Origin of the sequence: Parapedobacter sp. SGR-10 (genome assembly GCF_011030405.1) — a bacterium.
Classification (GTDB): Bacteria; Bacteroidota; Bacteroidia; order Sphingobacteriales; family Sphingobacteriaceae; genus Sphingobacterium.
In genome coordinates this window covers 22375-41897 of sequence record NZ_JAAJTJ010000016.1, presented here as the reverse complement: position 1 = coordinate 41897, position 19523 = coordinate 22375, and the positions used below count along the sequence as shown (strand labels likewise).

Below are 19523 nucleotides of genomic sequence, written 5' to 3'. Positions count from 1 at the left end.
AAAATTGGCCTGCATCAAATTACAACCATTAAAATATGTAACAAAATCTCTCCATCGTTCCATCATCAACACGATATACGTTGCCGTAATTGCATAAGGAAGCTAATATGAATAGTATTAGCTTTTCTGTATTAATCAATAACATCTATTTCAAAATAAACAGATGAATAAATTCTATAATGAAACCCTACATAAACTGGAAACAGCAATCAATGAATTAGAAATTGAAGCCGATTGCTCCATACAACGTATGGAAGCGGTTATACATCTCATTCTCGAATGCCTGTCCGAAGTAAAAGAACATGTTCTGAAAAGAGGATTTAAGAACATCGAAGAAGAAATCAGATTTTTTAAATATCAGAAACCCGTAATCCTGTCAAAACTCATTTACTACAACGCCATTTACAAAATCGAGACAAAGAAACCCTATGGTGCAAAGCCCATAAGGAAATACCTCAACAAAGAACTGAAAAAGCTAAAGAGGTTCTTTGACAACAACCTTGATTTTTACAAGTATTACCGTAGCAATAACTCGCTCCTTGACGAGAAATATTTTGTTCGTGGCAGGCATGATATAAAGCTGTGGTTGGATACCTATTATTTCCAGTCCGACCAGTCCTTTTCAACCTCTCACGACTACAAGGTCGCCAAGATAATAGCCAACGATTTGATACAGGTCTACATCGAAGACCAGTTGTATCACAAATTCAAAAAAAATAAATCGAAAGCCCAAAAGAAGCTGAAATGGACAGGTAGCAAAGTGGCGTTGATAGAACTGATTTATGCCCTGCATTATCAAAACGTGTTTGACAACGGGAACAATGATATAAGGGAAGTAGCCCAATATTTTGAAAGTGCCTTTGGCATTGACTTGGGCAATTTCTATCAGACCTATTTGGAGCTGAGAAACCGGAAGATGAACCGTACTAAATTCCTTGATGCGCTTCGGGAGGAACTTATACGGAGAATGGACGAGCAGGATGAAAAGTAGGCTTTGGGCGTGCCACCGTCTGCATTTTATCCCCATGCCCAGGCTAAAAAAAATGCAGACGGGTCGGGCTATCCGCTATATCTTTTGCGGATCTGCGAGGACCGCAAAAGGATGTCGCTTCTATCCCTCACGCTGTATGCCGTCCAAAAAACAAAACATTTATTTCCTTTTTGGTTTCCTGTTATCAAACTCAAAGGAGGTTTCGGCTTTATCGTTCATGACGATATAGGCATTGAATTTATTGCCCGAATTGCTTTTCATGCCTTTGATAAGGTTGGTCTTTCCTTTGGTCAAAAGACTTTCTATATCGGCAAGGCTTAACGGCACTCCGCAAACAATACGGAATTGAAGCCAACCACAAGCCTCATCGGGGCATTTTACAACCTTGTTCCAAATCAATAGCTGACGGCTCTTGCATTTAGGGCAGGTCAGTTCCGGTTGTTTTTCATTGGCAATGCCAGTGTCCAAAAGTTCCCGTGTAATGGAAGTGGCATAGGCTTCCATTTCACGGTGAAAAACACCTGCATCCGCCTCGTTGTTTTCAATTTTCTGCAATGCCATTTCCCATTCGGCGGTCATGGCTACATCGGCAATCTTTTTGTCCTTTACAGTCCCGTAAACCTGCAATCCCTTATGGGTAGGAATAAGGGATTTCTTTTCACGCCTAATGTAATCCCTCTTAAAAAGCGTTTCTATAATAGAGGCTCTTGTAGCAGGTGTACCGATACCGATGTCTTTTAGGGCTTTCCGTTCGTCCTCGTTATGGGTTTCCTTTCCGGCATTTTCCATTGCGGACAACAGACCTGCCTCGGTGTAAAGCACAGGCGGTTTGGTTTTCTTTTCCAGTACGGATGCCTCTTTGATTTTCAGCTCATCGCCGACCTTTAATTCCGGCAGTTCCTGCACAGGCTCGCTGTCCTCATCTAAAAATTTTTCTTTGATGCCACGCCATCCGGCTTCGGTAACTTTACATCCTTTCAGTGTGAAATCATAGTGTAAAGCCTGCAATCCGATGTCGGTTATTTCTTTGGTACAGGCAGGTGAAAGGGTTTCCAGTAGGCGGTGCGCAATCATATCATAGATAACATTTTCGTGTGCGGACAGTTCGGACGGGATTTTCTCGGTAATCAGCAGACCGTGGTGGTCTGTGACCTTTACGTCATTCACGATGCGCTTATTGAAACGACCCCATTTCACTTTTCCGACCGCTTTTTTGCAGGAAGCCCGTGCTTCCAAATTTCTTACCAGTGCAGGGATTTCCGACCACATACCTCCGAGGATGTACTTGCTCCCTGTACGGGGGTAGGTGATAAACTTCTTTTCATACAGACTTTGGGCAATGTTCAATGTTTCTTCGGCAGTGTAGGAAGCCCTTTTGTTTGCTTCTTTCTGCAATCCCGTAAGGTCGAACAGCAAAGGCGGTTGCTCCGACAGCATTTTGGTTTCCACCGCCGTAACGGTCGCTGTTCCGTTACGCTGAATAGATTTCAGCGTATCGTCAGCGAGTTTTTTGTCATCCCATTTGGTCTTAGAAAGGCTCTTAAAGTCCACAAATTCTTTACGGTGTTCCAACTGGATTTGAAAGTATTTCTTGACGGCAAAGTCTTTGTTTTCCAAATACCGCTTACAGATAAGGGCAAGCGTTGGTGTTTGTACTCTACCAAGCGAGTAAACGCCACGCCCTGCCGAAATGCTCAACGCCTGCGAGGCATTGATGCCCACAAGCCAATCGGCTTTGCTCCTTCCTTGTCCGGCTCTGTATAGCCCATCAAAATCGCTTCCGGCTTTTAGGTTGTCAAAACCCTGTTTAATTGCCTTTTCTGTGAGCGAGCTTATCCATAGACGTTCAAAGGGTTTACGGCATTTTAGGTATTCATAGATGTACCTAAAGATGAGTTCCCCCTCACGTCCGGCATCAGTAGCCACGATAATACTATCGCATCTACCGATGACCTGTTCGATAATCTTCAACTGTTTTAACGCTCCGTTATCGGGAACATAACTTTTGTCCTTTTTTATCTTCCGTACCGTAAGGATAAAAGGGTCGGGCAATATGGGCAGGGCTTCCCTTTGGAAGCCCGACACCCCGTAATCTTCGGGCATCGCCAGTCCGACCAAATGCCCCAATGCCCACGTAACCTGATAGCCGTTCCCTGCGAGGTAGCCATCCCGTTTTTCGGTCGCTCCCAATAGGGTAGCTATTTCCCTCGCCACACTTGGCTTTTCTGCAATGATTGCTTTCATAATACTATCTCATTTGAATGGTTGAATGTTAGATTTCTCTTTGAGAAACCCCTCCGTTTTCTGTGAGAGGGGATTTCCAAAGAGAAATGTTTTTTTAATGGTGTTATCTCCTTACCCCTTTGGATTTAGCCGGACGGTTGTGTTCATTCTGCCGTTGCTGTTGTGTTTGATTTTTCGGCTTTTGTTGCTCCGGTTTCAGAGGCTCGTTGATGTTCTTGGTAGCCTCGTTGGTTTTCCCGTTGGAGTTTACGGCAACCTGTGTTTTGTGCGCCTCGGTAGGCTGTGCCTTATTTTTCAACGCATTGGGGTTTTTAAAGCTGAAATCATAATTTCCCGTCTCTTTGTTAAGCGTGACATATCCTTTATACGGGTTTCCTTTTCCATCCTTGAAATCCGAAACGTAAATCGTCTTGCCCTCGGTGAGTTGCTTGTATTGTTCATCGGAGAACGTTTTGCCACGGTAGTATTTCGGGTCGTTTTCCTGTGTCTGTTTGGGGGCTTTATCACCAAAGAGAAACTCCGTATATTTTTTGTCGGCGTTGAACTGCACATGGGCATTTTTGTTCGTACTGTTCTTAAAATCCAACCCCTCTAAATAAATGGCTTTCCCATCTTTCAAATCCCGTTTTTGGTCTTCGGTCAGTTTTACGCCCTTAATCTCATCGGGTACTTTTATCCTATCCTGCCGGAATGCGATAACCTCGTTCGTTAGGTGGTCGATACTGATAATGGACGGTATCTTTTCGCCTGTCTTGCGGTTGGTCAATTCCACCACACGCCCCATGTTTCCGGTTTTGAGCAGGTTTTCCCTGTCCTCTTTGGTAAACTCGTGACCAAAGAAAGGGGCTTTGAGGTTGGGTTCATGCCGTACACCGTACATCATAAGTACAGGTTTTCCGTCTTCACCGTCTTGAAAACCGAGCCTTGCATCCGAGCGCATGATAACCGCACCGAAATTGACGCTTGTGGGATATACCTTATTGGTCTTATAGCCCTTTAACAGCAAATCCAATTGCCCGTCTTTGTCAAGCCTCTCTTTGTTTATCCCAAATTGCGCTAAATAATTCCAGTCCACATCTTCCGCCTTATAGCGGTATTCGCTTTTTTCCTGTGATTGCTGCGCTTCCAGTGTCGCCTGTGGTGCTTCCACATCCTTTTTGGTTTCCTGTTGTTGCTCCTTTGGCTCTTTGACCTCATGCTTTGCCATGACAGCCTCGCCCTCTTTGGTGGGTGCATCTAGCTGTTTCTGCATTTCTTTGGCGGTTTCGACCGCTTCCTTTGCAGGTACTTTGAAGAATGAAAAATGGGTCGGGTCTTTAAGCTGTCGCCAAAAGTTGGAGAAGAAATTTGTAAATAAATCTCCGGCTCTCTCAACCCGCATAAATTGGCTTTGGTTCTTCTTGGTGGCATCAACAGTTTTCAGATTGCCGTTTTCGTCAACACCCGTGACCGCTTGGATTTTCTTTTTTTCCTTGTCCATCACCAACAGCACATCCGAAAGCTGTTCGGGATATTGCTGTGGATTTTCAATTGTCTGTTCGCTCATGATATTGATTATTTAAAGATTATATTGCCCGAAAGTAGGCGAAGCAGGTACGGCTATGCCGTACCTGTCTTTTCGTGGTAGGGTTTGTCATCGGTTTTCTTTTGTACGCCGTATAGGTGCTTTGAAACTTTCCCTGATGAACTGGTGTACATCAGATAGTTTGTAGTACAGTTTTCCGCTGATGGTGTAATACGGTAGCTTGCCCGTGGAGCGGTATCGTTGCAGGGAACGGTGGCTGATTTTCAGCATGAGGAGCAGGTCTTGGTTGTCCAGTAGTTCCTCGCCGTCTATGCTGTGCCGTTCTTTCTTGATGTTTAGGACGTACTCTTTCAAAATATCGAAACGCTCCATTATACGTTCCATCCATGCGATAAATTCCATTCTGTCGATGTTCATAACAAATACTTTTAATGATTTCTAACACCACAAAATTGGAGCGATTGGCGCAGGCTGTCTTCCGATACGTGTCTATCAAAAAGGCACTTTTTTCATTTTTTTACAATTCATGTAAAGTGCTGTTTTTAGGAGCTTTTCGCACTTTTGGTCAATCGGTCGGCATCCAAATCAATGGATTTGCCGATAGACACATATAGGCAAACGGGCAAAAAAAGGGGCTGTATCGTTCATTTTGATACAGCCCCTTTTCTGTTTTAAGATAATCAAAACACTACCGTATCCTCAAACTCACAATATCGCTCCAGTCCCCAGTTCCATGGCTATTTATCGCACGTACCTTAATGAAAACTGTTGATCGAGACGGCATTCCTTTAATCACGTTATTCCGGGATCGGGTAGTAAAAAGTGAATTCTCCCACTGGAGTTTAGGCGAATGGGGTTCAACTTCATCATATGACGTCCATACCGCATACCTGCACTCATAGGTCAGATCTCTGCCCAACGGATTAAAATCGAAGCGGATTTCGTCGAGGAGTCGCCCATCAGAAAGCCGCCCGCCCGTAGGTACTCCCGGTACCATGCCTTTCTTGCGTCCTGTAAACACGGGAAACCCCGATGTATACAGGATGGACAATTTCCCTTTGGCCACAAAATTGACATGGGCTGCCAGCTCGCCCAATAAAGTGGCTAATCTTGCCTTACTCTCCCGTTTGAGCTCCCTGTCGACACGTCCGCGTGTCCAGTTGACTCGCGCCAAATTCATCAAATACTCATTATAGGCACTTTCCAGTTCTGAAAGCGATGGAGTGGGATCCGGAAAGTGAGGATTCCCTTCCATTGCAGTAAGCACAATATCCGCTTCTACTAATAACACGCTATCTCTATGCTGACCAAAGCCTCCTAATACACGTATATAGCTCATAACTAAAATTTTAGATGTACTTGTTTATATTTTGGATTAAATAATGACACTCATTGTGAGGCAACATAATGTAATTATATACAAATATAGCGTTAATAGAATTAGTATTAACGGTATTTAAAAATATAACAACGTATTTTTAATATAAATAAACGTTAAAATATATTTATATTACAATATTATAAAATATAAATACGTAATAGTATATTATATCAACAGCATTATAGATTAAAATAATAGAAAAATATGTCTAATTAACGTAATTAATAAATAAAATAACGGTATAAAATAATTTATAAGCGTTAGTTTAATATAAACCGACGTTGAAATAAAATATAATTCCGTAAATATAATTTAAAACACCGTTATTGTGCTATAATCCTAAACAAAAGAATTGACATCTTTTTCCTGCATCGATCACTTTGAAAGAAATGAAAGAAATAAGTATGATCGACCTTCTTTAATGGCTTTATCGGTGGATAGTTCATTATTCTGATAAATAAAAGCAATTGTTGAATATACCCACTTACAGTAGTTCTCGGAATATTTTATTTTTTCACGAATATTTGTTATCTTGCGATTAAATAGCGAGGGGTTGCAGACCTTGTAGTCTGCCCTTTGCCTATGCTAGCCAAGAGTATGCTGTATCCATTACGTCATATGGTATTGATGTTTGGGATGAACCTTATTTCATGTGGAATATTGGCCCAAACGACATTGGTCATCAATGAGATCATGGCGAATCCTAATAATGGACAGTTGCCGCCGTACGAATATATTGAGCTGTTCAACAACAGTACGGAGACCATCGAATTGGCAGCATACCGAATTGGGATCGGCAATACCCTCGTCGATCTGCCGTCTTACAGCCTATCTCCACAACAATTTGTCGTCCTATGCAGCAGTGCAGCTTTGCCCCAGTTTGAGCCTTTTGGAGATGCGTTAGCATTGAGCCGATGGCCAGCACTCAACAATACAGGGGCAATCATTTCGCTGACTCGTGATGAGGAACTTATTGATCGGGTAGAGTATTCGAATCGTTGGTATGGAAGTACGGCCAAAAGAAATGGCGGATGGAGTTTGGAACGGATCAATCCGAATATCCGCTGTAATGTTTCTTTCAATTGGATTGCCTCTGATCATCCGTTAGGAGGCACACCTTGTGTGTCTAATTCCGTCTACGATTTGTATCGTATGCCGCAAATCTTTGTCAACTCCGCCGGAATAGAAAACAACAAACTTGCTCTTTCTTGGAATACAACAGTTGAAGATATGGATTTCCATGTGGAGAATTTTGAGGTAGCTCCGCATATGGGTATTCCTGAGCGTATTGAAATCTCCTCTTCCAAAGATACACTTTACCTTTACTTTAATCGGGACTTTGAAAAGAACCTCATTTATACATTGAAAAGTAAGGGTGTGCGGTGGTGTGGGTACGATATGGATGTGGAGGACATGACCCTATTCCAACAAGGCGATATCCAGTACAACGATATTGTGATCAATGAGGTCTTGTTCAATCCTAGGCCTGGTGGAGTAGATTTTGTGGAAATACTGAATAGAAGCGATCATCCCGTCAACTTACAGGACTGGAAGTTAGGAACGAGAGTAATCAGTACGGAAAAGCTTTTCATCCATCCCGGCCAGCACTTGGCACTGACAACCGATCCGACCGTCCTGTACACTCATTATAAAACGGATGAAAACCAATTTGTCCATGCTATGCCCCGTTTGCCGGCTTATGCCAACCAAAAAGGTATAGTTACTTTATTTTCTCCCGACAAGATGATTGATTCGCTATCTTACCATGCGGATATGCACCAGCCTTTTCTCAAGAATGAAAAAGGGATTTCGCTCGAGCGCCAATCACCGGATAACCCGACCAATGCGCACGACAACTTCCGCTCGGCCTCCACTTGGAGCGGAGGGGCTACACCGGGTTACAAAAATTCTGTACAAAACGACCTTATTTTGAAAAAAAATAAAATTTTTTTAAGTTCCAAAACCGTATCTCCGGATCAAGATGGATTCGAAGATTTTTTGGAAATAAACTATGAATTGAATGCTTCGGACTATATGATGAATGTGCATATTTTCTCAGAAAGCGGACGATTAATCAGCCGATTGATTCGACAGCAGAGTGCAGGTTCAATGGGCAAGGTCACCTGGGATTGCCGTGCCGAATCCGGCACTTTTGTACCCTCTGGGATATACATTTTTTCCGTCGAGATATATACTGCAAAAGGTGTTCGAGAGCTGCAAAAAGGCGGTTTTGTTGTGACCCGTCAGACGTTGGCCTATTGACAATTAGCAAATAAATAAACTATCTTTGCTTGATGAAAGACACCATAATAATCATTGGATCGAATGGTCAGATCGGCACAGAATTGGCCATCGCCCTGCGCAAAAAATTTGGGGTATCCAATGTCATCACTTCTGATATCAGAGAGCCTCAGCATAGAGGAAGTGACGAGATCTTCGAAACGATAAATGTCTTGGATAAAGAGGGGTTGAAAAAACTCTTTGTAAAACATAAACCCACACAGGTCTATTTGCTGGCAGCCATGCTCTCGGCCGTAGGAGAGCAATATCCGCAGAAAGCATGGGATCTGAATATGAACGGTCTACTGAATGTATTGGATCTATGCCTCGAATTGGGTATTAAAAAGGTCTTTTGGCCAAGCTCTATTGCTGTGTTTGGTCCTCACTCGCCCAAAACGGCGGCACCGCAATATTGTACCATGGATCCCAACAGCATATATGGCATCAGCAAGCTGGCGGGAGAGCGGCTGTGTGAATATTATCATGCCAAATATGGTCTGGATGTCCGGAGCATCCGCTATCCGGGTGTTATTTCCTGGAAGACAGCACCCGGAGGAGGTACGACGGATTATGCCATACACATTTTCTTCGAGGCGCTGGCCAAAGGCTCTTATGCTTGCTTTCTTTCTGCAGATACGGCTTTGCCGATGATGTATATGGATGATGCGGTCAGGGCAACCCTTCAATTGATGGATGCACCCGCAGAAAATATCCGCGTACGTTCCAGTTATAATTTGGGTGGAATTTCGTTCACACCGGCAATGATTGCCACTGAAATTAAAAAAATTCTTCCTAATTTTGAAATGTCTTACATTGAAGGAGATCCGCGCCAAGCGATAGCGGATACATGGCCAGAGAGTATCGATGACGAATATGCCCGTAAAGATTGGAACTGGTCCTTAGCTTTTGATCTACCTAAGATGGCAGAAGATATGATCAACAACCTTAAAAACAAACAGTAGAGAATGGGTAGAGCTTTTGAATTCAGAAAGGAAAGAAAATTTAAACGCTGGGCCAAGATGGCGGTTCAGTTTACCCGATTGGGAAAAGAGATAGCCATCGCTGTAAAAGAGGGTGGGCCGCACCCAGAGAACAACTCTAGGCTACGGACGGCTATACAGAATGCCAAGGCAGTCAATATGCCTAAAGATAGGGTAGAAGCTGCTATCAAAAGAGCATCGGAGAAGGACGCCAAAGGTTATGAAGAGTATGTGTACGAGGGCTACGGCCCACATGGTGTGCCTGTGCTGATAGAGACGGCGACAGACAATACCAATCGTACGGTGGCCAATATCCGTAGCTATTTTACCAAAGCAGGCGGGTCACTGGGAAAAACAGGATCGTTGGACTTTATTTTTCAACGCAAATCCATTTTCCGCTTTCCTGCAAACGATGATTTGGATATGGATGAATTGGAATTGGAGCTGATCGATGGGGGATTGGAAGAGTTGTATGTAGAAGCTGATGAGGAGGGCAATGACCAAGTCGTCGTCCAGACTTCTTTTGAAGACTTTGGAAACATGCAGCGTCTTTTGGAAGAGAAAGGTGTCGAAGTGACTTCCGCAAAATTAGAACGAATCGCCCTTTCCCACACCGCTTTGAGTGAAGAACAAGCTGCCGATGTCTTAAAACTGATCGATAAGATCGAAGAAGATGACGATGTACAGGCTGTATATCACAATATGGAATAATTGGTAGAGGATAATAAGAAAGAGGGCTTTGCCCTCTTTCTTATTATCCTTACATTTGTACATGGCAACTTTCGAAGAGTTTTTTGCTAAAAAGAAAATAGACCTTCAGGCATTGAGGAATGCGAAGCCGGAACTCTATACCGAATTCCATCGGCATTACCATGCTATGGGCGAAAAGAGTTTTGACCATACGAAGAAATTTTGGTTCAACAAACTTCGAAAAAGCTATAGGCTACATGAGGAGGAAGCACCGGTTCAGAAAATCGAAACCGCTGCACCAGAACAAGCTGTAACTACATCTAGTGGCACCAACAAAGCTTTAGGTTTTAAACCCAAATTCAGAGCCAATGTGACCAAGCCTATAGAGCCCGAAAAATCAGAACCTACGGCCGATACCAATCCTACTGTTACTGCGCAGGAAAATAAACCCGCAGGCTTCAAGCCCCGTTTTAAGGCCGGTGTGACCAAGACAGAGGATAAAGCGGTTGAAGCTCCTTCACCGTCAGAATCAAACGAAGAGGCTGTATCAAAGCCCGCAGGTTTCAAACCTCGCTTTAAAGCCGGTGTGACTAAGACAGAGGATAAAGTGGTTGAAGTTCCTCCATCCTCGGCATCAAATGAAGATACTGTACAAAAACCCGCAGGCTTCAAGCCTCGCTTTAAGGCTGGTGTAACAAAATCCGTTATCAAAGAAGAACCTGAAGCCACGGCAAGCGATGAGCAACCTGAGCCGGATCAAGCGAGTAAACCATCGGGCTTCAAGCCTCGATTCAAAGCAGGTGTAACCAAAACCAACAAAATTGATCCAGACTCTTCCGGCCAGTAGAAGGCTTTTTTATACCCAAATACGTTCATTATGTTAAAAGAGGAAAGACAAGCATATATTATCCATCAGATCAACCTACACAATAAGGTACTTTCGACTGACCTAAGCTTACAATTGAATGTATCCGAAGACACGATAAGGAGAGATCTAAACGAATTGGCCGAAAATGGCAAGCTTATCAAGGTGTATGGTGGTGCATTGTCCAAGTCTTTTCAGTTTCCGTTCCAGAATGGCGATGTATATGCCAAGGAAGGCAAGAAGGAAATCGCCGGCAAAGCCATTTCATTGCTCCAAAGTGGTATGACCGTCCTTATCGGTGGTGGCACCACTATGATAGAGCTTGCGAGACTGATTCCCAACGATTTGCAGTGCACTTTCTTTACGATCAGCCCATTGGTTGCTTTGGAATTGGCTGAAAAAGAAAACCTGGAAGTCATTCTTTTGGGTGGCAAACTTTCCAGGAACACAAATATCGTGACAGGTTCGCAAGTGATCAATGAACTTTCCGATCTTCGGGTAGATCTGTGCCTTTTGGGAACGAACAGTTTGTCGATAGAGGAAGGTATTACCGATTCAGACTGGGAAGTCGTACAGATCAAGCGGGCGATGATCAAATGCTCGAAGAGCCTTGCTATCCTCAGCATTGTCGAAAAGCTAAACTCTAATCAAAAGATGCGGGTAGCTCCTTTGAAAGAAGTCACCTATTTGATTACCGATATGGATCCGAAGGATAGAGCATTGAAAGATTTTGCCAATAGCATTACGGTGATTTAATCATTTTGTATGCTGTTTGCATCGTCTTGAAATATCAATGTGCGGGAAGTTTTCGCAACCAATTTATAGTGGAGGGCTGACATCTGTTTATATATTTCGGACTCCATCATCTCGGATAGATCGATATCGTCCTCGACCAGTACAAATGAAGGCCTATAATGCTGCCAATCATTGGATTTGAGAACGATGAGATCAAATCCCTCTGCGTCTATACTCAAAAAATCTATGTGTTGCCCCTTAGGAAGATATTCATCCAATACTTTTTTAAGGGGCATTGTTTTGACCGAAATCGCTTTCAAAAGTCGGTAAGGTGAGTTTTCCGTATCTCGTTTTTCCGACAATTCTTTGGAGAAACCGTTTAATGCAGGCTCGTTGAAACAATAGTAAGTCAATTCATCTTCGCGTTCGGCTATCCCTAAATTTAAATTGACATCCCGTCGCCTAAACAACCGGAATAATGGCATTACTTCAGGAGAAGGCTCAATATTTATGCCTCTCCACCCCTTATTATAAAAGTATTTGGTATTGGAGAATCTAAAAGGGTGATGCGCACCAACATCCACATAAAAACCTTTATATCTTTTAAGATGTTGGTAAAAGCTTCGGATGACCATATCTTCACCATCTTGAGAATAAGACCGAAAGCTTAAAAATTTATGAATAGGAAGATATTTTAAGATGAGTTTTTTTATTTTGTCCATAATCCATGGAAATATAATACATTAAAAACAATTCAACTACCTTTTGATGAGAATTGTAGGGTTGTGTTATGGAGTGTCATGGCCTTTTTTTAGTCGATGAATGGCTCTTTTTACGAGCCAGAGATTACTTTCAATACACAAATTGTGCCACATCATATTGTAATCAACTTTTCTGCTGGATACCATTCTTTTAATGGATTTGAGTATACCCTTAAAAGAATAATCGACCATGCCATTGACAGCCTTTGCATAATATTGAGCATGATGCTTTTTCCAGAGAGTCACCGCTTCTCGATCCACATACTGTTCATACGTCGATCCCGATAGTTTATCGTTCAAGCGTTCGAGTAATGTGTTTGCGCGCTCCTTGTCCCATAAAACGACGGATACATCTTTTTTCTCCACGACATGCAGATTACAGTGGTGGAATTTGGCATCCTTTAGCTCTATCTCCAAAAGGCCACCTATATTCCATTGGGGATGATCACTTGGGTACTCAAAATAAAAATTTCCCAGGCTGTAACAGATGGGTTTGTCTTTATAAAGCTCTATCCCTTGCAACACATGTGGATGATGGGCAATCAATATATCCGCCCCTTGATCCATTATTTCGTAAAAGCGTTTTCTCCATTCGGGAAGAGGTACGTCCAACATTTCTACACCGGCATGCACCTGTACGATCAGTACATCTACTTGCGCTTTGAATCTTGCAATATCACGATCTACTCTTGGGTGATTTACCCACGCATAGCCTACGTTTCTGTCTCCGTTCAACGCTCCGTAGCCATTCTCCCCATAAGCCACAAAGCCATATTTTATACCATCAATAGTCTTTGCGCACATGCCGTAAGCATCCTCTTCACGTCCAGCTCCCACAATACTATCTAAAGGAAAGGAATTTCGCGTCGCCAATAATCCCTCATCTCCATAATCGTGTATATGGTTATTGGCCAAAGCAAATAAATTAAAACCTAACTCTTGTAGCCATTCCGCCGCACGTGCGGCTTGATACACCAATGGCCCGGTCTTGTCTACAGACTTTCCGGCACCTTGCAGAGGGGCTTCCACATTACAGCAACGCATGATTGAAGCACGAAACAGTTGCTGGATTTCTGTTGAAAACTGAGGCTTGGAATGCAGTACAACATCCCCAACAAACAATAATTTATGGGATATGGACATGATGGTTTCTTTTTAATAGTAGCTTTTCCAAAGGTTTGATTGTCGTGTAGGCAAAATATGCCTCCATAAGATCGTTTTTGAATCCCAACAATTTCATGACTCCTTTTACTTTAGGTGTGTGCATCAATGTCTGGAATATCCGTTGTTTGGTATGGATATGCTGTAATTTTCTGTTTATCCATGCAAGATAGGAAGGTTTGATTACCTCTCGTAGTACTTCAATGTTCAAAGGTTCCAACTCATGATGCAATAACGCATAGTAATTGAGTGAATTTTGATAGGTATATGAATGTTTTTCTTCTTCAAAAAGAATATTGTTCTTTCGAAAATAATCTCTTTGCCAGACCCGATTCATTCGTCTTTCATCCACAATATTGAGCATGCTTAGGGCTATTTTTTCATCCAGGAACGGAGAATGGCCTGCAAATCCAAAATGGGCAGGAATAGACATCAACGATTGCAAAAGCATCATTTTGGTTCGCATGGCGGTGATGATGCGGTATTTAGGATCTTTTAATAAATCTTTTTGTGCCGAAAAAACGTGTTCCACGAGACCGGTATAATCTGCGGTCATCGCTTTTTTGGCATCGGCAGTCATTTGGTGGGTATGCCCTATTGACCGATATTCTCCAACATGCTCTATTGGCTTTACATGCACTGCACCCGCCCAAGCATCACCGATGATTCCACTCAACAGCCCCAATTTATTTTGGTTTTCGACTGCTTTTATTTTATCAAAAAATTCAATATGGTAGGTTCCGAATGAGCCTACAGAGCAACCAAATTGTGCAAACCATTCGTCCTGATAAGCATTAAACCTACCGAGTTCTATACGTTGCCATTTTGTGCCTAACCTCTTGGACAGTTCACGTGCATAGACGACCTCTCTGGAATCACTTTGGTTTTGGGAAGTGCCATAGGTATAGGCATGCACACGTGTTTTGTCCTCCAATACTACATTCAGCAGCCTCGAGTCAAATCCGCCGCTGGTAGGGATTAGAATGTCCCCTTCAAGAGAAGATGCCCATTTGTTGACGTCTTTGCTGATCATCTGTAGTACGTCTTCTTCATGCGTCGTCTTGTCAAGAAGATCCAATGTGGTGTCCGGATTATCCTGAATGTAGATTTTTCCATCCGCGAGATGTAAGCTCTGGTGGGGCAGAAGATACCGTACATGTTTGACAGGCGTATGGGCAAATACACAGTAACCGTAATCCAGATAAGCCGCCAATCCCAATAGGTCTATCTCAAAATTTCCGTAATCAATAACATCATGGATATTCGTGCCGTAATTTCCCGTGCGTTCGTGATAGAATACTGTTTGAAAACCGATCCAATTCCCTCTAGCTATTTCCATGTAAGTCTTTTTTTAAAAACGCCTTTTTACCAACTCGAGCACATCCGTCCAAATGGTATTGCGGGTAAGATGGCTAAGTCCACTATAAATCAGTAGAAAAATAATCCCTTGCAAAATAAGCATGGCAAAGGGATTGTTCAATATAGAAAAATATTGTGGCATATAACAAATAAAGGCTGCCGCTGCACCCATCAGAAATGAAGGCAGTGCATCCCTCAACTGTAAGCCCAGATGATAGCCATATACACGTCGGCTAAACAATGTAGAGATGATAAAACAAATAATCCGAACCGTCATCTGCCCCCAGATAATGTACAGGATACCCTTGTCGTAAGTCAGGAACAATAATAAACAGGCCAAGCCGATCTTCACAATTTCCAGCTGCAAGGCATATTTTGATTGGCCTTTGATATTGATAAAATTGACGTTCAGCTCGGTCAATGAAATAAACAGTCCGGCAAAGCAGAGCAATTGGAAGTACCCTACTGCATGGAGATACTTGTCGGTTAGTACCCATACAAATCCCGGCTCAGCCGCACTGATAGCAAATAAGCTCACGGGAAACAAGACAAACGACAGTGTAGACATGGTCTTTCTACAGGCATTGAGGAACCGGGGAGGATCATCCTGAAGCAATGTCAACGTGGAAAGAGTTGTGCCTTGAACCACGGAGGAAATAAGTAGATTTGGGGTTTCGCCCCATTTATTGGCCTGATAATAATAACCCGTTTGGAGGGTATTATAATATTTTCCGATGATAGAGTTGTACAAGGGGGATATGGTTTTGCCGAATAGATTGGCAACCATAAAAGAGAGCGAGAATCCCATGTGTTTTTTTAGGGAACTTTTGCTCACACGCATATCCAGCCTCCAATCCCCCCAGATCCAAAAGAAAGTTGTCCGAAAAACCGAATTAAGAACCGGCAACAAAACCAATACCCAAGCACCGAAACTCAGAAAGGTCATCACTATGGCAATTGCGCCGGACAGGAAGATGGACAGTATATTTACACGCGCCGTGATATTAAACTGCATATTTTTCAAGGTTTTGATATATTGGACTATACCAAAAGCATGAATGAGCAGTTGTAAGAATAGGACACGCGCATATAGCGTCAAGCCTTTGATGTGATAGAAGTCTTCGATAAATGGTGCGGCAAAGAAAAGAATCAGATAGAGAAGGCTGCTGATTGCTAGATTGAACACAAACATGCTGGAGTAGTCTTTCTCTTCGACAACCTTAGTACGGACCAATGATGTTCCTAAGCCACTGTCTATAAAGGAAGTTGCTACCGTTGAAAAAATCGTTAATACAGCTACGACTGCAAAATCTTCGACAGAGAGGACGCGTGCCGTCACGATTCCCACAATAGTCACTATAGCCTGATTGCCAAATCTATCGATGGCATTCCAGAATAAGCCCTTAAGGGTCAAATGTTTGGCATTATCACTCATATATCAAATCGATCACTCAAAGTTAGAAAAGTTTTTCGCTGTGTATAATAAAAAAGCAAGATACCATGGCCTTTTAGGTATATACTCATTATCTTTGTTAAAAAAACATTCAGCATCGGTCTTATATGATTGCTCCAATAGCCCTTTTTGTTTACAATAGGCCATTCCACACGCGGAGAACAATAGAAGCGCTGGAAAAAGCCGAACAGGCTGCTGAGTCTGAGTTGGTTGTTTTCTCCGATGGAGCCAAAGATGCAGAGGCTATTGCCAAGGTCAATGAGGTGCGGGCGATTTTGAGAGAACCCTGGGCTTTCAAGACGATCACTATTGTCGAAAGAGAGAAAAATTGGGGGCTTGCTGCAAATATCATCGACGGAGTCACCAAGGTGGTCAATGCGTATGGACGGGCCATCGTGTTGGAAGACGATCTGGAAATCTCCCCCTATGGCTTACGCTATTTTAATGATGGATTGGATCGGTACGAGCAGGAAGCGCGGGTCATGGAGATCAGCGGCTATATGTACCCTGTCAAAAATGTGGAGAAACTGCCCGAAACTTTTTTCTTTCGGGTTGCCAACAGTTGGGGGTGGGCTACGTGGAAAAGGGCTTGGGCAGACTTCAATGCCGATATCTACGCGCTCACAGCTGATTTTTCAAAGCAAGATATCAAACGCTTTAGCATTGACCACAGCGAAAATTTCTGGAAGCAGATCAATGCATTCAAAGCCGGAAAGATCAATTCATGGGCTATACGCTGGTATCTTTCCATCTTCAATCAGGGAGGGTTGGTATTGTATCCACGGCATTCCATGATACAGAATATCGGAACAGATGGCTCCGGAACACATTCGGACAATGACAGTATGTACCGTGTGATGCTGGCAGAAGAAGCCGTTACATATTTTCCCGACAAGATTGAAGAACACAGAGTGGCTTATGAGTCCATTAAACATTTTTACAGGCATCGAAAAGGCAATATTTTGCAAAGAGCTGTGCGTTTTGGCTTGAAATTGTGGCGTAATAAAAGAAAATAATAGTGAAAGACCCCAAAATATCCATTATCACCATCGTCTATAACAATGTCAGAGATATCGAATACACCATCCAATCGGTCGTTGGCCAAACTTATCCGTTTATAGAATACATTATTATTGACGGAGCTTCCACGGATGGTACGCTAGACGTTATCGAGCGCTACAAAGAGCATATTACTATGCTGATTTCCGAAAAAGACAAGGGAATCTACGATGCGATGAACAAGGGACTGGCCGTAGCGACGGGGGATTATGTGCTCTTTTTGAATTCGGGGGACGAATTGTTTGACAAAGACACCATACAGTACGTGGTAGACAAGGGCAAGGGTGCCGATATCATCTATGGCGAGACCAAGTTAGTCGACGAACAACGCCGTATCATAGGCGATAGAAGGCACAAAGCCCCTAAGACATTTAACTGGAAATCGTTTCGGTATGGCATGAATATCTGCCATCAAGCTATATATATCCGCCGAAGTATTGCCGAACCGTACGATCTGCGATACCAATTGAGTGCAGATATAGATTGGGTCATTCGGGCGGCAAAAAAAGCTCAAACAACCCAAAATGTGCATGCCTACATCGTGAGGTATCTCGTAGGCGGCATGTCGCAAAAAAGACATCGCCTAAGTCTCAAAGAAAGATATCAGATATTTAACAAATATTACGGCTTTCTGCCAAACTTTTTCAACCATATCATTATTGCATTTCGATTGATCAAACACCGCATTTCACATGGCAAAACAAGAGAATGATCTATTCAACCCCGAGATACTGATCGAATTGGCAAACAACAAAATGCCTTTCGGTAAATATAAGGATTGGCCTTTGTACCGTCTACCCGAACCTTATCTGGCCTGGTTTCACAATAAGGGCTTCCCTCCGGGAAAATTGGGTATGCAACTTGCTACGTTATATGAGATCAAGATCAACGGATTGGAATATTTATTGAAACCTCTTGTCAAAAAGTGATGCCCATCAATTTTTGTCTCTTTCTTTTTTCGTATCTTTGCCCATCGAAATTTTAACATTAAACGCCGTTTGCAGCGGTATCAATGACTTATGGCAGAATATCAAACATTGCTGTACTATTGCTACAGCCCTATCGAAAATGCGGAACAGTTTGCCGCTGATCATTTGGAATTTTGCAAATCACTGGGTTTGGTCGGACGTATCATCGTTGCCAACGAAGGCTTGAATGGTACAGTATCGGGTACATCGGAAGCCTGTAAAGCCTATATGGATGCCGTACACGCCGATCCAAGATTTGCCAAGACAGATTTTAAGATTGACAATGTGGACGAGCTCTCCTTTATTAAGATGCATTGTCGTTACAAACCTGAGATCGTACATTCGGGTTTGCGAAACCCCGAAGTGATCGATCCGAACAAACAAACGGGAAAGCATCTCGAGCCAAAAGAATTCATGGAAATGAAAGACCGTGATGATGTCGTGGTATTGGATGTGCGTTCGAACTATGAACATAGTGTTGGCCGTTTCAAAAACGCGGTAACATTGGATATCGAAAACTTCCGTGAATTTCCGGAAAAGGTCAAAGAGCTTGAAAAATATAAAGGAAAGAAAATATTGACCTATTGTACGGGTGGCATCAAATGCGAAAAAGCTTCGGCCCTATTGTTGAAAGAAGGTTTTGAAGAGGTTTATCAGCTCCATGGGGGGATCATCAAGTATGGAAAGGAAGCGGGGGGGAAGGATTTCGAAGGCGAATGCTATGTTTTTGACAATCGTGTCACTGTTCCGGTTAACTCCGTCAATCCAACAGTCGTTTCTACCTGTAAAAATTGTGGTACAACCACTAAAAAGATGATCAACTGCGCCAATCCGGAGTGCAATGAACATTTCACCCAGTGTGACGAGTGCGGTTGGAAAATGGACGGTTGCTGTTCGGAAGAATGTAAATCACACCCACGCAAACGACCCTACGACGGAACAGGCTATTATGTGAAGTTGCCACAACCGGTAAACGTAGAGAAAATATCGAAACGGAAGCACAAGAAGTTTGTAAACTAGACTTCTGAACGAGAGTGTCTAAAAAGCCAATCATACCGTCATTTCGACGAG

The 19523-nt window shown here is 42.9% G+C and carries 18 protein-coding genes; 10 read left to right on the top strand and 8 right to left on the bottom strand.

What is annotated here, in order from left to right; translation table 11 throughout:
* Positions 1 to 163: 163 nt before the first annotated feature.
* Positions 164 to 991 (top strand): RteC domain-containing protein, encoded by an 828-nt coding sequence (locus tag G5B00_RS12015; RefSeq protein WP_028069431.1) that lies wholly within the window; start codon positions 164 to 166, stop codon positions 989 to 991.
* Between the two features lie 159 nt (positions 992 to 1150).
* Here G5B00_RS12015 and G5B00_RS12010 read toward each other — a convergent pair whose 3' ends face one another.
* The 4 genes from G5B00_RS12010 to G5B00_RS11995 all read right to left on the bottom strand — a co-directional run bounded on the left by G5B00_RS12010 (position 1151) and on the right by G5B00_RS11995 (position 6099).
* Positions 1151 to 3235 carry a type IA DNA topoisomerase gene (locus G5B00_RS12010; RefSeq protein WP_163875515.1) on the bottom strand — a complete coding sequence of 695 codons (2085 nt, stop codon included), beginning with the start codon at positions 3233 to 3235 and terminating at the stop codon, positions 1151 to 1153.
* Between the two features lie 103 nt (positions 3236 to 3338).
* The gene (locus G5B00_RS12005; RefSeq protein ID WP_163875513.1) at positions 3339 to 4781 is read right to left on the bottom strand and encodes a DUF4099 domain-containing protein; all 1443 of its coding nucleotides are present in this window, start codon (positions 4779 to 4781) and stop codon (positions 3339 to 3341) included.
* An 87-nt stretch (positions 4782 to 4868) separates the two neighbouring features.
* Entirely contained in the window at positions 4869 to 5177 is a 309-nt protein-coding gene (locus tag G5B00_RS12000; RefSeq protein ID WP_013632691.1) for a helix-turn-helix domain-containing protein, read from the bottom strand.
* Positions 5178 to 5448: 271 nt separating this feature from the next.
* Complete coding sequence (locus tag G5B00_RS11995) at positions 5449 to 6099, bottom strand: hypothetical protein (RefSeq protein ID WP_163875510.1); 651 nt, start codon at positions 6097 to 6099, stop codon at positions 5449 to 5451.
* A 639-nt stretch (positions 6100 to 6738) separates the two neighbouring features.
* On the opposite strand from G5B00_RS11995, the gene G5B00_RS11990 reads away from it, so the two are divergent.
* From G5B00_RS11990 to G5B00_RS11970, 5 genes are all read left to right on the top strand, one after another.
* Positions 6739 to 8403 carry a lamin tail domain-containing protein gene (locus G5B00_RS11990; protein ID WP_163875507.1) on the top strand — a complete coding sequence of 555 codons (1665 nt, stop codon included), beginning with the start codon at positions 6739 to 6741 and terminating at the stop codon, positions 8401 to 8403.
* 32 nt (positions 8404 to 8435) lie between these two features.
* Complete coding sequence (locus tag G5B00_RS11985; protein WP_163875505.1) at positions 8436 to 9383, top strand: NAD-dependent epimerase/dehydratase family protein; 948 nt, start codon at positions 8436 to 8438, stop codon at positions 9381 to 9383.
* A 3-nt stretch (positions 9384 to 9386) separates the two neighbouring features.
* A complete protein-coding gene (locus G5B00_RS11980; protein WP_163875502.1) occupies positions 9387 to 10112 on the top strand; it encodes a YebC/PmpR family DNA-binding transcriptional regulator in 726 nt (241 codons plus the stop codon).
* Positions 10113 to 10173: 61 nt separating this feature from the next.
* Positions 10174 to 10938 carry a hypothetical protein gene (locus tag G5B00_RS11975; protein WP_163875499.1) on the top strand — a complete coding sequence of 255 codons (765 nt, stop codon included), beginning with the start codon at positions 10174 to 10176 and terminating at the stop codon, positions 10936 to 10938.
* A 30-nt stretch (positions 10939 to 10968) separates the two neighbouring features.
* The gene (locus G5B00_RS11970; protein ID WP_163875496.1) at positions 10969 to 11712 is read left to right on the top strand and encodes a DeoR/GlpR family DNA-binding transcription regulator; all 744 of its coding nucleotides are present in this window, start codon (positions 10969 to 10971) and stop codon (positions 11710 to 11712) included.
* Here G5B00_RS11970 and G5B00_RS11965 read toward each other — a convergent pair.
* The 4 genes from G5B00_RS11965 to G5B00_RS11950 form a co-directional block, all read right to left on the bottom strand.
* Complete coding sequence (locus G5B00_RS11965) at positions 11709 to 12413, bottom strand: FkbM family methyltransferase (RefSeq protein WP_163875493.1); 705 nt, start codon at positions 12411 to 12413, stop codon at positions 11709 to 11711. The two genes, G5B00_RS11970 and G5B00_RS11965, sit on opposite strands and share 4 nt — an antisense overlap.
* 66 nt (positions 12414 to 12479) lie before the next feature.
* Positions 12480 to 13595, bottom strand: coding sequence for a CapA family protein (locus G5B00_RS11960; protein WP_163875490.1), 1116 nt, complete (start codon positions 13593 to 13595; stop codon positions 12480 to 12482).
* Positions 13579 to 14952, bottom strand: coding sequence for a hypothetical protein (locus tag G5B00_RS11955; RefSeq protein ID WP_163875487.1), 1374 nt, complete (start codon positions 14950 to 14952; stop codon positions 13579 to 13581). The genes G5B00_RS11960 and G5B00_RS11955 overlap by 17 nt, the downstream gene beginning before the upstream one ends.
* 12 nt (positions 14953 to 14964) lie before the next feature.
* On the bottom strand, positions 14965 to 16407 hold the full coding sequence (locus G5B00_RS11950; protein WP_163875484.1) for a lipopolysaccharide biosynthesis protein: 1443 nt from the start codon (positions 16405 to 16407) through the stop codon (positions 14965 to 14967).
* Positions 16408 to 16532: 125 nt separating this feature from the next.
* Here G5B00_RS11950 and G5B00_RS11945 point away from each other — a divergent pair, with 125 nt between their 5' ends.
* From G5B00_RS11945 to G5B00_RS11930, 4 genes are all read left to right on the top strand, one after another.
* Positions 16533 to 17441: a glycosyltransferase gene (locus G5B00_RS11945; RefSeq protein ID WP_163875481.1), complete on the top strand. Its 909-nt coding sequence runs from the start codon at positions 16533 to 16535 to the stop codon at positions 17439 to 17441.
* Between the two features lie 2 nt (positions 17442 to 17443).
* Positions 17444 to 18196, top strand: a complete 753-nt coding sequence (locus G5B00_RS11940; RefSeq protein ID WP_163875478.1) for a glycosyltransferase family 2 protein — start codon at positions 17444 to 17446, stop codon at positions 18194 to 18196.
* The gene (locus tag G5B00_RS11935; protein WP_163875475.1) at positions 18177 to 18413 is read left to right on the top strand and encodes a DUF3820 family protein; all 237 of its coding nucleotides are present in this window, start codon (positions 18177 to 18179) and stop codon (positions 18411 to 18413) included. Before G5B00_RS11940 ends, G5B00_RS11935 begins: the two co-directional genes overlap by 20 nt.
* Before the next feature lie 90 nt (positions 18414 to 18503).
* Entirely contained in the window at positions 18504 to 19472 is a 969-nt protein-coding gene (locus G5B00_RS11930) for a rhodanese-related sulfurtransferase (RefSeq protein WP_163875472.1), read from the top strand.
* Positions 19473 to 19523: the final 51 nt, after the last annotated feature.

What these genes read in the sequence shown, in the direction of transcription:
- G5B00_RS11980 (WP_163875502.1), top strand. Translation starts at nt 9,387, where the DNA reads ATGGGTAGAGCTTTTGAATTCAGAAAGGAAAGAAAATTTAAACGCTGG.
- G5B00_RS12005 (WP_163875513.1), bottom strand. Translation starts at nt 4,781, where the DNA reads ATGAGCGAACAGACAATTGAAAATCCACAGCAATATCCCGAACAGCTT.
- G5B00_RS11960 (WP_163875490.1), bottom strand. Translation starts at nt 13,595, where the DNA reads ATGTCCATATCCCATAAATTATTGTTTGTTGGGGATGTTGTACTGCAT.
- G5B00_RS11995 (WP_163875510.1), bottom strand. Translation starts at nt 6,099, where the DNA reads ATGAGCTATATACGTGTATTAGGAGGCTTTGGTCAGCATAGAGATAGC.
- G5B00_RS11930 (WP_163875472.1), top strand. Translation starts at nt 18,504, where the DNA reads ATGGCAGAATATCAAACATTGCTGTACTATTGCTACAGCCCTATCGAA.
- G5B00_RS11975 (WP_163875499.1), top strand. Translation starts at nt 10,174, where the DNA reads ATGGCAACTTTCGAAGAGTTTTTTGCTAAAAAGAAAATAGACCTTCAG.
- G5B00_RS11965 (WP_163875493.1), bottom strand. Translation starts at nt 12,413, where the DNA reads ATGGACAAAATAAAAAAACTCATCTTAAAATATCTTCCTATTCATAAA.
- G5B00_RS12015 (WP_028069431.1), top strand. Translation starts at nt 164, where the DNA reads ATGAATAAATTCTATAATGAAACCCTACATAAACTGGAAACAGCAATC.
- G5B00_RS11950 (WP_163875484.1), bottom strand. Translation starts at nt 16,407, where the DNA reads ATGAGTGATAATGCCAAACATTTGACCCTTAAGGGCTTATTCTGGAAT.
- G5B00_RS11945 (WP_163875481.1), top strand. Translation starts at nt 16,533, where the DNA reads ATGATTGCTCCAATAGCCCTTTTTGTTTACAATAGGCCATTCCACACG.
- G5B00_RS12010 (WP_163875515.1), bottom strand. Translation starts at nt 3,235, where the DNA reads ATGAAAGCAATCATTGCAGAAAAGCCAAGTGTGGCGAGGGAAATAGCT.
- G5B00_RS11985 (WP_163875505.1), top strand. Translation starts at nt 8,436, where the DNA reads ATGAAAGACACCATAATAATCATTGGATCGAATGGTCAGATCGGCACA.
- G5B00_RS11935 (WP_163875475.1), top strand. Translation starts at nt 18,177, where the DNA reads ATGGCAAAACAAGAGAATGATCTATTCAACCCCGAGATACTGATCGAA.
- G5B00_RS11990 (WP_163875507.1), top strand. Translation starts at nt 6,739, where the DNA reads ATGCTGTATCCATTACGTCATATGGTATTGATGTTTGGGATGAACCTT.
- G5B00_RS11955 (WP_163875487.1), bottom strand. Translation starts at nt 14,952, where the DNA reads ATGGAAATAGCTAGAGGGAATTGGATCGGTTTTCAAACAGTATTCTAT.
- G5B00_RS11970 (WP_163875496.1), top strand. Translation starts at nt 10,969, where the DNA reads ATGTTAAAAGAGGAAAGACAAGCATATATTATCCATCAGATCAACCTA.
- G5B00_RS12000 (WP_013632691.1), bottom strand. Translation starts at nt 5,177, where the DNA reads ATGAACATCGACAGAATGGAATTTATCGCATGGATGGAACGTATAATG.